A 12579-nucleotide genomic window follows, 5' to 3' on the forward strand; every position below is an offset into this window, starting at 1 on the left:
GAGGCGGAGAATCGGGGCGTCAATACAGCATGACCAGCAAGGATCTACAGAAGGCGCGAGAGCTGTTCCTCGCCGACGACGGCCTCGACAGCTCCGTCCGCCAGCCCATCTCGTACTCGTGGCAGCGATCGAAGTCGCTCAAGGTGCGCCCCGACCAACTCGACCTCCCGTTCGTACGAGAGCCGAATCTGGACTGCCCTCTCGTGGCGGCAGCCGAACCCGTGCTGCGGCAACTCGCGGACGGACTGGTCGACGAACCGGTGAGCGTCATCCTGACCTCGGCTGACGGAGTGATCTTGACCAGGATCACCGCCAGCCGACGACTCAATCGCACACTCGACGACGTCCAACTGATACCCGGTTACAGCTACTCGGAAGAATTCGTCGGCACCAACGGAATCGGCACCACTCTCGAAACTCGTCAGCCCACCCTGGTGACGGGCGCCGAACACTACGCCGACTGTCTCGGGCAACTGGCATGCGCCGGTGTCCCGATCACCCATCCGATGTCGGGCGCCCTCGTCGGCGCGCTCGATCTCACCGGCTGGGTAGAGGACGGGGGCCCGCTGTTGGCCACCCTCGCCAAATCCGCCACGGCTCAGATCGAAGGTCGGCTCCTGGCACAGGCCAGTGCGGACCAGACCGCGTTACTCAACGCCTATCTGAAGGCCTGTCGACGGTCACCCCGAACGGGGGTGTTGGCGCTCGGCGACGACGTCGTTCTCGTCAACCGAAAACTACGCGTGGCACTGGATGCCCAGGATCAGGGTGCGTTGCTCGAACACGCCGTCGACCTGAGCGGCGCTCCGGCCATCCAACGACACATCGTCGCCCTCCCCAGCGGGCAGACGGCCCGGCTGTCCTCGGTCGAGGACTTCGGGCTCGGGGCCCGACGGCAGCTGGCCTTGTTCTACGTACATCTGCTGGAGATCCCCACATCGGGTTCCCCTGCTCTGGAGAGCATCCGCGTCTTGCCCGGAATCACCGGTAACAGCGCGTCCTGGCGTCGCAGTTGCCAGCAGATCGCTCGCTGCGCGCGCGAACAACAGTGGGTCACCGTCTCCGGCGAAGCCGGAAGCGGCCGCGCATCAGCTCTCAAAGCTGTTGCCATCGAGCATATTCCCATCCGCACACGGATCTTCACGGTGGCCGAACTGGCGGGCGACAGCGCCGGCCTGCCGGCACTCGAACAGGAACTCGGACAAGACCGATTCAGCGTCATCCTGCGCGACATCGACCTCCTCGGCGAGTCGCAGCTGCGGACTGTCGCCGACCTCGTTCAAGGACGCGAACACGCCGGATGGATCGGCGCGACCATCGGCGGAACCGATCACAACACCGACCTCGACACGCTGATCCTTCCCCACTTCAGCCATACCGTCACCATGCCCGCGCTGCGTCATCGCATCGACGATCTTCACAGCTTGGTACCGCATTTGCTGCGACAGCTAGGGCGCGGCGCGGACTTGTCTCTCTCGCCTGCGGCGATGCGCCAACTCTGCAAGTACAGCTGGCCCGGCAACGTCACCGAGCTCCGGCAGGTTCTGCACGACGTGGTCCAGCGTCAGCGCTCCGGGGTCGTCGAGGTCGAGCAGCTTCCCCCGATGTGCCGAGCTCTGAGCCGACACACACTCACACAGATCGAGGCCCTCGAACGCGACGCCATCGTGCGCAGCCTCGAAGAGAACCACGGCAACAAGAAGGCCGCAGCAACAGCTCTCGGCATCTCACGGGCCACCATCTACCGCAAGATCAAGGAATTCGGCATCGACATATGACGTCGCCCGCACCGCTTGGTGTCAGGAAATGAGACATGCATCACACCCCAGCCGGCGGATCATGAGGTCAGACAGAGAATCCCGCGCGGATCAGCAACTCGTTGAGGTCCAACCTTTTTCGAGTACCGGTACGCGACGGGGACCGACGTGAGGACGACCCATGACTACGAACCCGCTCGGCGCGGATACCGACTCGGTCTCCCCCGGCAGCACCACCTCCCGGGTGTGGCTGGTCGCCGCGCTGGCGCACACGTGCGAACCCACCGACCGTCCCGCGGTACGTGACGATCTGATGCGGACCTGGGTTCCGGAGCCGGGCAGCGGTTACCGCACCCACGATGGCCGTCGCCGGGCGACCTGGGCGCAATTGCACTCCCGGTTCGATCTCGTCGAGGTGACCCCATGACTACCTCCTACGCGATCCGTCTCGCACCGGCCCACCGCTCATCTGGGGTGAGACGGTCCTGCGCGACCGTGCTGAGTGATCAACTGGCCAGGGAAGACGCCGCTGAGGATGCGCGAACCTTGGCCCCCGACGATCGGACGACGTGCCCGCTACACCGACGGTGGATTCACCAATGCGTCGCGTCGCCGACACACGTCAACGCCGTCACGCGACACAGGTGGTGCCGCCAGTGCGCCGTGCCGCTCACCGTCACTGTCGACGAAATCGCACGGACCGTCACGATGGTGTGCCCGTCCTGTGGTGACGGCGGAAGCCCCGCCACCACCAGACTGGTGTCCGCGTGTTGCGCCAGCCTCGGCGAGGCCTCGAATCACACTTCGCGGACAGGCGCGTAGTGCTCTACGAGCGGGAAGGGATCGTAGAAGTGGTGCAGCAGGTCCTTCCACTGCTGGTACCGGCTGGATTGCCGAAAACCTTCGGTGTGGTCTTCGAGTTCTTCCCACTCGACCAGCAGGAGATAGACATTCGGTCGCTCGAGGCCGCGTGACAATCGCAGTCGCAGGAATCCGGGCATCGACGAAATGATCGACTCGGCCCGCCCGAATGCAGATTCGAATTCCTCGACTCTCTCGGGTGCCACGGACAGCAGTGCGTGTTCCAGGATCATCGGCACAGTATGCGACGCCGCCAGGAATGCACCGCCACGGATTCCGTCGCACAATCGAAAGGAGGAGAACCGCAATCCTGCCGGAGGTCGGATGATGCGTCGGGAGGAATCGGCACCGGTACCCACGCCGATCCGGTTGTGGCGACTCGGGCCGTGGAGTCGCAACCGCCTGATGCGCCGCGGCGACCGATACGAGGCCGTCCTCGTGCTGCTCGCCGCGATGCTTATACTGCTGCTGGTCCCGTGCGCCGCCGCATTCGGAACGGCGACCCACACCAGGTTGGAACAACAAACCCAAACGCTGCGCTCCGGCGTGCACCAAGTACCCGCAGTCCTGCTCGAGGACACCCACCCAGCACCCGACACCCCCGACGACGCACTTCGACACAGCCACAACCAGGACAGTGCCCGAGTCCGCTGGTCCACGCCCAACGGGGACCACACCGCCGTGGTACCCACCGATGCGCACGCGACGGCGGGTCAGACCACCACCATCAGCGTCGGCGCCGACGGCAACCTCACCGGCCCCATCCGAAGTAACCGGGAAGACACGGTGGTGGCCGTGACCGCCGCATGCGGGGTATGGGCGCTCGGATCCGGCAGCATCGCCCTCGTCCCGGCACTCGTACACGCAGTGTCGGCCCGGACCCGGATGCGGCAGTGGGCATCGGAGTGGACTCGGTTCGACGCACCACCGCGATGACCACCAAGACCCTCTACCCAGCGGCAGCCGGCCTCGAGAACAGCTCGCGGTGTGCGGCGACGTACTGCTCGACCGACTGCGCGGGCTGCCCGGTGACGTCCTCGACGTCGGTGGTCAGCCGATTGTAGCGATCGTCGCGGTGCAGTGTGGCGACCGTGAGAAGGTGTTGCACGGTGTGCGACGAGATACCGGGCACCGCGCCCATCAGCTCCACGAAGCTGCCGTAGGGCAGATCGGATCCCGTTACCGGCCGACCCAAGCCACGGGTGTACTGCTCGGCGAGGCCATCGATGTCCAGGACGGCGGGGCCGGTCAGCTCGAAGACCTGCCCGATACGTCCTGCCGGATCCTGAAGAATGGCGGCGATGACGCGGGCGACGTCGGTGGCGGCAACGGGCGAGGTCCTGCCGGTACCGAACGGCAAGGCCAAGACGCCGCGTTCGGCTACCGAACGGCTCGCCACGACGGTGAACAGCGGATTGTCCAGGAAAACCGTGGGTCTGACATGGACGACGGGCAGACCGGACCAGTTCATGATGCGCTCGGCGAGCCAGTGCAGCCGTTGGTGCCGAGACTCGTCGGTGCTGGTCGACGTCATCTGCGACACCGTCATCTGCGACATGTTCACCAACGCCTCGAGATCGCCCCGCTCGTCGGCGATCGCGCAGACGACAGCGGCGGCCTCCAGATAGTCCGCGGAGACACTCATGTTGAAGAACATCCGCCTCACGCCCGCCAACGCTGCAGCGACGTCGCCAGGGCGGGTCAGATCGCCCACGACGATGTCCGCTCCCAGCTCCCGTAGGGCATCGGCGCGGCCGTCGTCGCGATGAACCATCGCCCGCACGGGCTCGCCACTGCGGAGCAGCAGCTCGGCGACCAACCGGCTGATACTGCTGTAACCACCGCCGACACCGGTCATCAGGAACGGCGCGCGGTCACTCATGACCGAATCTCACTGTCCGCGTCAGCCGTGAGCCACGACTGCCCTGCTGATACGAAAATGCGCGCGATAGCCATCGTGAACCTCCTGGTTCTACCGGCCGGCGCAAACAAACAGACGGATGTGCGCCTGCGCAGGCACACCGGAGCCGACCTGCACTTCTACGACGGTACGACAAGCCAACGCACGTCAGCCACCCAACGAGTAAGACACGGATTCGTCGGACGGCACAAGTGCTAGCGGCCGTCTCGGATGAGCGGGCTGACAATCGCGCCTTCCTCTGGGCTACCCGAGCCGACGTCGCGAGGGCCCGTGCCGTGGAGGCGATCGCGGAAACGTCCGAGAGCTGCCCGCCGACCGCGCCCAGATCTCGTCTGGCTCAACCTGGACCGCACGACCGTGATGCGGCAGGTCACCACCCGCACCATTCGGCGGCATCTGCGCCGTAAAGTGCTGTGCTACAGCACCATCGAGACGCCCTTACACCGCCTCTTCCTCCTCCGCGACTACATCGTGCGGTGGGTCCTGTCGTTCGAGCGCGCCGGCGACATGCTCCGGAGCACTGATACCGGAGGCGGGCACGGGCGCAAGATAGTTCGTCAACTCGGCCGTCACCGCAGGCGATGTCGTGATGTTTGGCGCAAACGCGGCCGGGCGCTGCCGCCGCCTCAGGCTGTAGGACGGGTGTCTACGATTGCCCGGCCCGGTCGTTCACGTACCGGCTGTCACGTCACGCACAGGCGCCACCCTAGCTTCATTAGTCCACACCGTTCACATTGGTAATGGCGGCGCGATCGCATATGTCGCAGCCACCGCGAATTCGGTGTTGTGTTGTTTGAGCGGACCACCCGCACGGTACAGCTCACAGCTGCCGGGGCGGCGTTTCTGGGCAGGCGAAGGAAGTGCTGGGCGCGGTGGGGGTCGCCCGTAAGGCGGCACTGGCTGCGGGCAGGGGGGAGGTTGGCCGGGTCTCGTTGGGTTTTGCCGGAGCGAGTAGCGCACCGGCGGCTCCGCTCGGAACGGGCCCCACCCCGGAAATAGGGTACGGGCCGCGCTGCGGGGGTGAGGCCTACGCCCACGCCCACGCCCCCACGCTACGACGAAACGCCACCGACGCCATCCTCGACCAGATCGAACGCTTCGCACCCGGATTCCGCGACCAGATCCTCGCCACCGAAGTCCGCTCCGCCACCGACATCGACACCTACAACCCCAACTACGTCGGCGGCGACACCCTCACCGGCCGCAATGACCCCCTCCAGGTCGTCATGCGGCCACGGATCAGCCTCGACCCCTACCGCACCGGCATCCCCGGCACCTACCTGTGCTCGGCCGCCACACCACCGGGCTGGTTCCTCCCGTTGGTGACCTTCATGCTCTCCCCAGCACTGGTCCCGATCCTGATCCACGGATGCGGACATCTGTACGACAACCTGCGACCAACCGCCCCAATCGAGAACGCACGAGAGAGGGACTGTGATCGGACGGTGTAACTGCGGGGTACGGCTACTCACGAAGCGCCGGAATGCCACCGCCTCCACCCACGATCTACAACACTTTGCGCACCCACAGGTTTCGCTTGACGCTGCGGACCGCATCCTCGCTCCCCCCTATTACAGGGCTTTCGACACTGGGCTCCGACCCCGACCCGTTTCCAGACCGAGCCGCCAGCCTGCTACCGGGCCTCCTGGCAGCTACCCGGACCGGACTTACACCGGCAAGCGACGACGCGCTCATAGCCACACCTCTCGTGACCTGCTGGACGCACCCTAGATCGGGTACAGCCGGGGGCGTTTACGGGCGATCAGCTTCGTCGCCTTCGTCCCGGCCGATCCCCGGCAACGCCCAGATAGCGGTTTCCAGGTCCCACGCGGGCCCCCGGGCCAGCGGGGACCGGTTCACCGCGACCAGATCATCCGCGGGCCCCCGGTCCACCTCACCGGCCCGGTCCCCGGTCCTCGACCACGAATCGAAATGCGCCCCGACATAGGCATCGCCGCCCGGATACGGGCGGCCGTAGTACCGGATCAGTGCCGCGACCGCTACGGCGTCCGAGTCCATCGCGAGTGGTCGGCAACCGCAATGTCATACCCCGCACTCTCCGACCCCCAGGCGCCGGGAACCGAACCGAGGTGGTCGCTGCGCGCCCGGCCCGGCCGGAATCAGGGCGACCGCCGCGCGGCCGCCGGCTGTCTCCGGCACAAGCGTGTGCACCTTCCCCGCCAGATCCGGCAGACCCAACGCACCCCGCCAATCACCGTAGGCCCGCGCCGGGCAGCCAGAGCCGGTTCCACGTCCACCAGCACCACCGGGCTGGTGGAGTACACGAACTGGGCGATCTCGTCGGCGGTCAGGATTTCCCCGAGCGGCGGCGTAGTTGCTGCATTCCCGGTCATGGCCTCTCCCCATTGTCTGAGCTGGCTGGACGTGGTGTGCACAGTATCGCGTTGTGGCCGTGGCCCTTCGGACTTAGCGGGAAGTGGCATCGACCCAGGGCAGAGGGGTGAGATGCCTCCGCTTCCGACAGGTGTCAGGGCAGGCGGGTGAGGTGTCGCGGTCGACCCCACCGCGCTGCTCCGAGCAGCGGCATTCTTGCCGATACGGCAAGAACTCTCGCCGAAACCGTCGGTGCTATTGCACTGTGTCGGTATGGAAGAAGCAGGCGAGGTCACCGAGGTCAAGACGACATCAAGCGAGGCGGACGAATGGGATGCGCGCTACAGCGAGCGGGCTCGCGTGTGGAGCGGAGAACCCAACGGCGCACTTGTCGACGAGATGACCGGCGCACGGCCGGGACGCGCCCTGGACGTCGGTTGCGGTGAAGGCGCCGACGCGCTCTGGCTCGCCCGCCAGGGATGGGCCGTGACCGCGCTGGACGTTTCGCGCATCGCCCTCGACCGCGCCGGGGCCCACGCCGACGGGGAAGACGTGGACATCAAATGGGTATTGAGCGGACTACTCGATGCCGATTTGCCCGCGGGTGGTTTCGACCTGGTCTCAGCTCAGTACCCCGCGTTGCGCAGAACCGCTGAGCGTTCCGCCGAACGTGCGTTGATATCCGCCGTCGCACCGGGCGGCACCTTGCTGGTTGTGCACCACGACATCCCCGACGCGGATGCGGCGCGCGAGCACGGCTTCGATCCCGCCGACTGGGTCACCCCCGGTGACGTGGCGGCGCTACTCGATGACAGCTGGCACATGGACGTCAACGAGGTGCGGGAGCGTTCGATCAGCGGCGGCGCGGGTGCACACCACACCCACGACGTGGTTCTGCGCGCACACAGGCTGCCCCACCAAAGCCCTTCCATCGGGCACCGGACAGCCAATGGTTCTCTCGGCGCAAACGCAGAATCACACAGGAAAACAACGACGGGAACAGCAGCGCCCGCTTCAACTCCGTGTCGTCACTCACACGATCGCGCCCGCTACTGGGACCACCGACAGGCGCGTTGGGTCAAGCATCACGCCAACCAGACCCGAGACTAGAGGCCATCATCACTGGACTGGACGAGACGCCCACCCCTAGCAGGATTGTGGCCCGACAGAGAAGATGGTCAGGAAATGTCGCCGTGGGATGTCGAGAAGCCGCGCGCGGCTTCGTCCCCGGAGTGAATACGGCCAGAATGGGCCGTACCGCACCAAGGAGAACATGATGGCCAAGTACCTGCTGCTCAAGCACTACCGGGGTGCGCCCGCATCGGTCGACGACGTGCCCATGGACCAGTGGACGCCGGAGGAGATCTCCGCCCACGTGCAGTACATGAACGACTTCGCCGCTCGGCTCGAAAGCACCGGCGAGTTCGTCGACAGTCAGGCACTCTCCCCGGAGGGCACGTTCGTCCGCTACGACGGCGAGGGACGACCGCCGATCACCGACGGCCCGTTCGCGGAGACCAAGGACCTGATCGCCGGCTGGATGGTGATCGACGTCGAGACCCACGAGCGGGCACTCGAGCTGGCCGGCGAGCTGTCCGCGGCCCCGGGTGCGGGTGGGAAACCGATCCACGAATGGCTCGAAGTGCGCCCATTCCTGGCCGCCTCTCCCACCGCTACGGAGTGCGGCTTTCACAACGGGTGATGACATGTCCCCCGATCCTCTGATCGCAGTGCCGGGGCCGCTCGAACAAGGCGGACTGTCTACTTCGTGGGCAGGAGTGGGTTAGAGTCGGCGACGCTGCGGATGCACCGGTTCGAGTTCGTGCCCGGCAGGGACTATCAGATATTCGGTGGATCTGACTCTGGCACATCGATTTAGTTCTCACTCGGGGTGAGCCGGCCCTCGAACGTGATCGCGAATGCGTTCAGTGCCGGCTTCCACCTCATTGCCCATCGTGCTCTGCCCTTCCCGGTCGGGTCCAGCGCCCGGGTCGCGAGATACAGACACTCGAGAGCCGATTGGTCCGTTGGGAAGTGCCCGCGTGCCCGGATCGCCCGCCGGTACCGGGCATTGAGGCTCTCGATGGCATTCGTCGAGCAGATGACACGCCTGATCTCGACGTCATAGAGCCCGTCGCAAAATGCGCGTTGAGAGAACGGGTGGAGCAGTCGAGTCGATTTTCTCGTTTGCTGCCGATTCTGAGGTGGCCGACTCGTTCCGGCTGGCGCGTTCAGCTGGCTGTTGCTCGGTGGATCTTCATCAGGTTGAATGCGCTGGCCGCGAGGTTGAGCTCGCCGAGGGCGCTGTTTAGACCACGGCCGGAGAATCGGTCGAGGACCTTCTTCAGGTTGCCGATGCCGGGTTCGACGGTGGCCCCGCGGCGTTTGTAGAGACGGGATCCTTCTGGTGTGCGTAGCCGGTGCGACATCGCCTGTCTCGGGCTCGCGCCTTCCGGAGGTGGTCCTGTCACGGGCTGTTCTATGACCGCTTTCGCGTGGTCGCGTGTCTTGTTCAGCGCGATTAACCGCTCTGGTCCGGGCGCAGAAAGGTTGCTGTCACTGCAGTACCCGGTGTCAGCGAGGACGACACCGATGATGTGTTCGGATCTGCCGGTACCGGTGTGCAGCATCGCGGCGGCGCGCCCACTTGCCTCCATCATCGGTACAAGGGATGCAATGTCATTGGGACTCTGACCAATCTGTACGGCCGCGATGATTTGATCGCTGGTGCCGGCGAGTTGAGCGTTGTAGCCCTGGAGGAATCCGCGCCTGGTCGGCATTAACCGTGATTGTGGATCGGTGGTGTTGGCCACCGTCTTCGGCAATACACGTTTGGCCGGCTTCGTGGCGGAAGCTGTGTGTTCGGCTGCCAGTGCGGCTTCGACGACTCGTCGGGCGCGGATGATTCGTGAGTGCTGTTCCAATGGAACAGGTGGGGCGCCCATCGGTTTCTTCCCCGCGGCGATCAGTGCGGCACGCCGTTCGAGTTTCGACTGGTGAGTAGCGATTTCACGTGCCAGGTGGGCGCGTGCTTCCGCGAGCCGGTGCGGTCCGTCAGGGATACGACCGACCACAGGTTCACCCGCTCGAGATTTCGCCAACCGTGCCCGTGCCGCTGCATCGCGCTCATCTTCGTTGTTGCGCTGGCGTTTCAATTGTGCGGCCACCTCGTCGGCCGCTTGACGGATTCGCCGTGCACGACTGCTCTGGTCCATCAGCCGGGCAGGAACCCGATCATCGTCATCATGTGCACGCTGTGCAGCGCGGATGTTCTCGGTGGCGTCGGTCTGTTCGGCTTCGGCAACCATGCGAGTGACCTGCTCGCTCAGCCACTCATGCCCGCGGTTGGCGTCGATCGATGCGTTCGCGGCGATCTTGGTGCCATCGATTGCGACCGTTCCGAAGTGCCCTAGACCGGCGTGGCCGGCGATCATCAGTACCTGCGTGAACAACCCGGTGAACTCGTCGAACTGCTCCCGTGCGGCAGCCTCGTTGGCAGCGGTATAAATCGGTCGCAGATCCCGTGACATCTCGTCCCAGTATCTGCGGGATGCGTACCGAAACGTGTTGCGGAGCAGATGAATCACGCATGTCTGGACAATCGTTCGATCCCACACCGCGGTGATCGCGTCCGGCAAGGCCTTCAGTCCGTCACACACCACAATGCACACATCGGCGACACCTCGATGCTTGAGCTCGGTGAGGACGGCGAGCCAGAACTTCGCGAAAGCGCACATGTTCGCGCGAACGTGTGCGAGGTGACGCCTGAACTGTCACGGGTTCGGCAGGCGGGCGGTGTCGACGTGGTCGGAGAGGTAGGCGATGACGGCCTCGTTGCGCATGCCGTAAGCGGCGGCGACGAGTTTCGCATCGACGGTGCCGACGAGGTCGACCAGCCGGGTGGAGCGCAAGATTCTGGGTTGAATACCGACCGCGCGCAGGGTGTGCTTGACGTAGCTGTCGGAGGCGGCCGTGCGGGTGGCCTTGGTCTGCATTGTGATCAGCACATGGGAGTTACTGCTGCCCAGGTTCCGACGGTGCTGCAGGCAGCGCTGCAGCGCGGTCCAGGTCCACAGGTCCAACGGAGTGGGATGCGGTCGACGCCCCAGCCTGATGCGGTGCTGGTCATGGTCGATGTCGTCGTCGGCGAGGTGCTGCAGGTCCTGGGTGGTCGCGCCGTGCAGCAGGGCGGCAAGCCCGACGAACGCCTCGTGCGGGTGCACGTGGGGGTCGGTGCTCCATCGCCGGAACAATTCGCGCTGGCGGTCGACGGGAAGCGTCGGTCCGCGGAATGCCATGGTCTGTGGCGCTTGCACCCCGGCGGTGGGATTGATGAGCATCAACCGTCGGCGCAGCGCGTAGCGGCAGAACTGCCGCAGACCGGTCAGATAGAAGGAGCGCCGGCGGGGATGTGCGTGCAGGAACGCTTCGATGTCGCCGACATCGACGACGGCCCAGTCGGTTTTGCCGCGGCGGGTGGTCAGAAACTCGGTGAAGTCGCGCAGGGCGGTCAAGCGCGCTTCGAGCGTGGCGTGCCCGCGCGGGTGGGTGCCGGTGCGGCGGGCACGGTCGCGGCCGGCGACCAGGTGCTCGGCGAACCCGATTACCGCAGGTCGTAGCGGTGCGGGCACGGCGTCGATGCGGGACTGGCGGCGGGCGGCGGCGCGGCGTTCCTCCCGGTCCGGCGGCAGTGCCAGCTTGCTCGCGGTGAGGAAGTCCTCGAGGGCCCGCGCGAGCGGCACGTCGGCGGCGACAGCGTCCAGTAGTGCCTGCGGATGCACCGGGGCATCGTCGGTCAGGTGTTTGCCGAGGCGGGTGAGCATGGCGCACGCGCGGCTGGGGTGATGACGGCCGACCAGGTAGGCGGCGAATCCGCCCAGCCAGCTGGGCGGATCATCCAGTGCTTCAGCGAGATTGGCGGCACGGACGGTGATCCTGTGCGGCGAGCGTTCCCAACAGGGTCGGCACCGCCCGGCGCCGGTCAGTCGGGTGACCCGGCCGCAGTCGACGCAGGCCGCATCCGGATTCGGTGGCCGGCCCGGATGTGAACACGGGCCGCAGTAGCCGGCGTCGGATCGCAAGATCCTGCGTTTGCTGCAGCGCGGGCATTCGGCTCGATCGGCGTCTCGCCGTTGCCGTCGGAGACATTCCTTGCACAGGTCTCGGGCGACGAACAGCACCGGCGCGTCGCAGATCCGGCAGGTGCGCGAGCAGCGCTCGCAGCGGCCGGTGTCCGGTTGCAGGACCCGGTCGGCACCGCAGCCCGGGCAGCGGTGTTTGACCGGGGCGTGCGAGGCCGCCCAGTGGCAGCGTGCACACAGGTCACGGTCGGGTTTGCCGACCGCGCGGCCGCAGCGACGGCAGTCCCGGATCCGGAGGGTCATGCTCAGATCGGCGGCATCGACCGGCCCCGCCGCGATGCCTGTGTGTCGTTCGCCGCGACCTTGGTCGGGTTCGACGAGATCGGTTGTGCGACTGGGGTGGTATCGATGTCGAACAGGTCGTTCGGTGTGCAGTCCAAGGCGGTGCACAGCGCGATCAGGGTGGTCAGCTTGATCTGGCTGGGCTGTTTGGTGAACAACGCCGACACCGACGCCGAGGACAGTTCCAATCCGGCCTTCTCGGCGAGCAGCCGTTGCAGCTGGGTGCCGGTCCAGACCTCGCGGTGGGCGGCGGCCATCCGGAGTTTCCACCTGATCTGCATGC

At 65.9% G+C, this 12579-nt stretch carries 10 protein-coding genes and 4 pseudogenes; 6 read left to right on the forward strand and 8 right to left on the reverse strand.

All coding sequences use genetic code 11. From position 1 onward, the window contains the following. Positions 1 to 29: 29 nt before the first annotated feature. Both RHA1_RS02220 and RHA1_RS02225 read left to right on the forward strand, forming a co-directional pair. The gene (locus tag RHA1_RS02220) at positions 30 to 1778 is read left to right on the forward strand and encodes a sigma-54-dependent Fis family transcriptional regulator (RefSeq protein ID WP_011593721.1); all 1749 of its coding nucleotides are present in this window, start codon (positions 30 to 32) and stop codon (positions 1776 to 1778) included. 160 nt (positions 1779 to 1938) lie between these two features. After that, positions 1939 to 2184, forward strand: coding sequence for a hypothetical protein (locus tag RHA1_RS02225; RefSeq protein WP_009472943.1), 246 nt, complete (start codon positions 1939 to 1941; stop codon positions 2182 to 2184). A 370-nt stretch (positions 2185 to 2554) separates the two neighbouring features. Here the strand turns inward: RHA1_RS02225 and RHA1_RS02230 are convergent, their stop codons facing one another. Beyond that, complete coding sequence (locus RHA1_RS02230) at positions 2555 to 2851, reverse strand: antibiotic biosynthesis monooxygenase family protein (RefSeq protein ID WP_009472946.1); 297 nt, start codon at positions 2849 to 2851, stop codon at positions 2555 to 2557. A 94-nt stretch (positions 2852 to 2945) separates the two neighbouring features. Between RHA1_RS02230 and RHA1_RS02235 the strand changes: the two genes are divergently transcribed. Continuing rightward, complete coding sequence (locus tag RHA1_RS02235; protein ID WP_011593722.1) at positions 2946 to 3554, forward strand: Rv1733c family protein; 609 nt, start codon at positions 2946 to 2948, stop codon at positions 3552 to 3554. Positions 3555 to 3567: 13 nt separating this feature from the next. Here the strand turns inward: RHA1_RS02235 and RHA1_RS02240 are convergent, their stop codons facing one another. After that, positions 3568 to 4500: an NAD(P)H-binding protein gene (locus RHA1_RS02240; RefSeq protein WP_011593723.1), complete on the reverse strand. Its 933-nt coding sequence runs from the start codon at positions 4498 to 4500 to the stop codon at positions 3568 to 3570. A gap of 1067 nt (positions 4501 to 5567) precedes the next feature. Between RHA1_RS02240 and RHA1_RS51490 the strand changes: the two are divergent. Further along, positions 5568 to 5846, forward strand: a pseudogene (locus tag RHA1_RS51490) (hypothetical protein); the annotation flags it as partial. A gap of 420 nt (positions 5847 to 6266) precedes the next feature. Here the strand turns inward: RHA1_RS51490 and RHA1_RS51495 are convergent. Continuing rightward, positions 6267 to 6317, reverse strand: a pseudogene (locus RHA1_RS51495) (DUF6308 family protein); the annotation flags it as partial. A gap of 829 nt (positions 6318 to 7146) precedes the next feature. Here RHA1_RS51495 and RHA1_RS02265 point away from each other — a divergent pair. Together RHA1_RS02265 and RHA1_RS02270 are read left to right on the forward strand one after the other, a co-directional pair. Continuing rightward, a complete protein-coding gene (locus RHA1_RS02265) occupies positions 7147 to 7983 on the forward strand; it encodes a class I SAM-dependent methyltransferase (RefSeq protein WP_193384917.1) in 837 nt (278 codons plus the stop codon). Positions 7984 to 8149: 166 nt separating this feature from the next. Then, positions 8150 to 8575, forward strand: a complete 426-nt coding sequence (locus RHA1_RS02270; protein ID WP_041810953.1) for a YciI family protein — start codon at positions 8150 to 8152, stop codon at positions 8573 to 8575. Between the two features lie 173 nt (positions 8576 to 8748). Here the strand turns inward: RHA1_RS02270 and RHA1_RS45555 are convergent. From RHA1_RS45555 to RHA1_RS02290, 5 genes and pseudogenes are all read right to left on the reverse strand, one after another. Beyond that, positions 8749 to 9000, reverse strand: a pseudogene (locus tag RHA1_RS45555) (transposase); the annotation flags it as partial. 104 nt (positions 9001 to 9104) lie between these two features. Continuing rightward, on the reverse strand, positions 9105 to 10307 hold the full coding sequence (locus RHA1_RS53165; protein ID WP_337505176.1) for a transposase: 1203 nt from the start codon (positions 10305 to 10307) through the stop codon (positions 9105 to 9107). 24 nt (positions 10308 to 10331) lie between these two features. Next, positions 10332 to 10598, reverse strand: a pseudogene (locus RHA1_RS51505) (transposase); the annotation flags it as partial. Between the two features lie 48 nt (positions 10599 to 10646). Continuing rightward, positions 10647 to 12257 carry a site-specific integrase gene (locus RHA1_RS02285; RefSeq protein WP_041810956.1) on the reverse strand — a complete coding sequence of 537 codons (1611 nt, stop codon included), beginning with the start codon at positions 12255 to 12257 and terminating at the stop codon, positions 10647 to 10649. Between the two features lie 2 nt (positions 12258 to 12259). Beyond that, positions 12260 to 12577: a helix-turn-helix domain-containing protein gene (locus RHA1_RS02290; protein ID WP_041810958.1), complete on the reverse strand. Its 318-nt coding sequence runs from the start codon at positions 12575 to 12577 to the stop codon at positions 12260 to 12262. Between the last annotated feature and the right edge of the window lie 2 nt (positions 12578 to 12579).

The sequence above is a fragment of the Rhodococcus jostii RHA1 genome (assembly GCF_000014565.1).
In the GTDB taxonomy this organism is placed as follows: domain Bacteria; phylum Actinomycetota; class Actinomycetes; order Mycobacteriales; family Mycobacteriaceae; genus Rhodococcus_F; species Rhodococcus_F jostii_A.

What these genes read in the sequence shown, in the direction of transcription:
- RHA1_RS02220 (WP_011593721.1), top strand. Translation starts at nt 30, where the DNA reads ATGACCAGCAAGGATCTACAGAAGGCGCGAGAGCTGTTCCTCGCCGAC.
- RHA1_RS02225 (WP_009472943.1), top strand. Translation starts at nt 1,939, where the DNA reads ATGACTACGAACCCGCTCGGCGCGGATACCGACTCGGTCTCCCCCGGC.
- RHA1_RS02230 (WP_009472946.1), bottom strand. Translation starts at nt 2,851, where the DNA reads ATGATCCTGGAACACGCACTGCTGTCCGTGGCACCCGAGAGAGTCGAG.
- RHA1_RS02235 (WP_011593722.1), top strand. Translation starts at nt 2,946, where the DNA reads ATGCGTCGGGAGGAATCGGCACCGGTACCCACGCCGATCCGGTTGTGG.
- RHA1_RS02240 (WP_011593723.1), bottom strand. Translation starts at nt 4,500, where the DNA reads ATGAGTGACCGCGCGCCGTTCCTGATGACCGGTGTCGGCGGTGGTTAC.
- RHA1_RS02265 (WP_193384917.1), top strand. Translation starts at nt 7,147, where the DNA reads ATGGAAGAAGCAGGCGAGGTCACCGAGGTCAAGACGACATCAAGCGAG.
- RHA1_RS02270 (WP_041810953.1), top strand. Translation starts at nt 8,150, where the DNA reads ATGGCCAAGTACCTGCTGCTCAAGCACTACCGGGGTGCGCCCGCATCG.
- RHA1_RS53165 (WP_337505176.1), bottom strand. Translation starts at nt 10,307, where the DNA reads ATGATCGCCGGCCACGCCGGTCTAGGGCACTTCGGAACGGTCGCAATC.
- RHA1_RS02285 (WP_041810956.1), bottom strand. Translation starts at nt 12,257, where the DNA reads ATGACCCTCCGGATCCGGGACTGCCGTCGCTGCGGCCGCGCGGTCGGC.
- RHA1_RS02290 (WP_041810958.1), bottom strand. Translation starts at nt 12,577, where the DNA reads ATGCAGATCAGGTGGAAACTCCGGATGGCCGCCGCCCACCGCGAGGTC.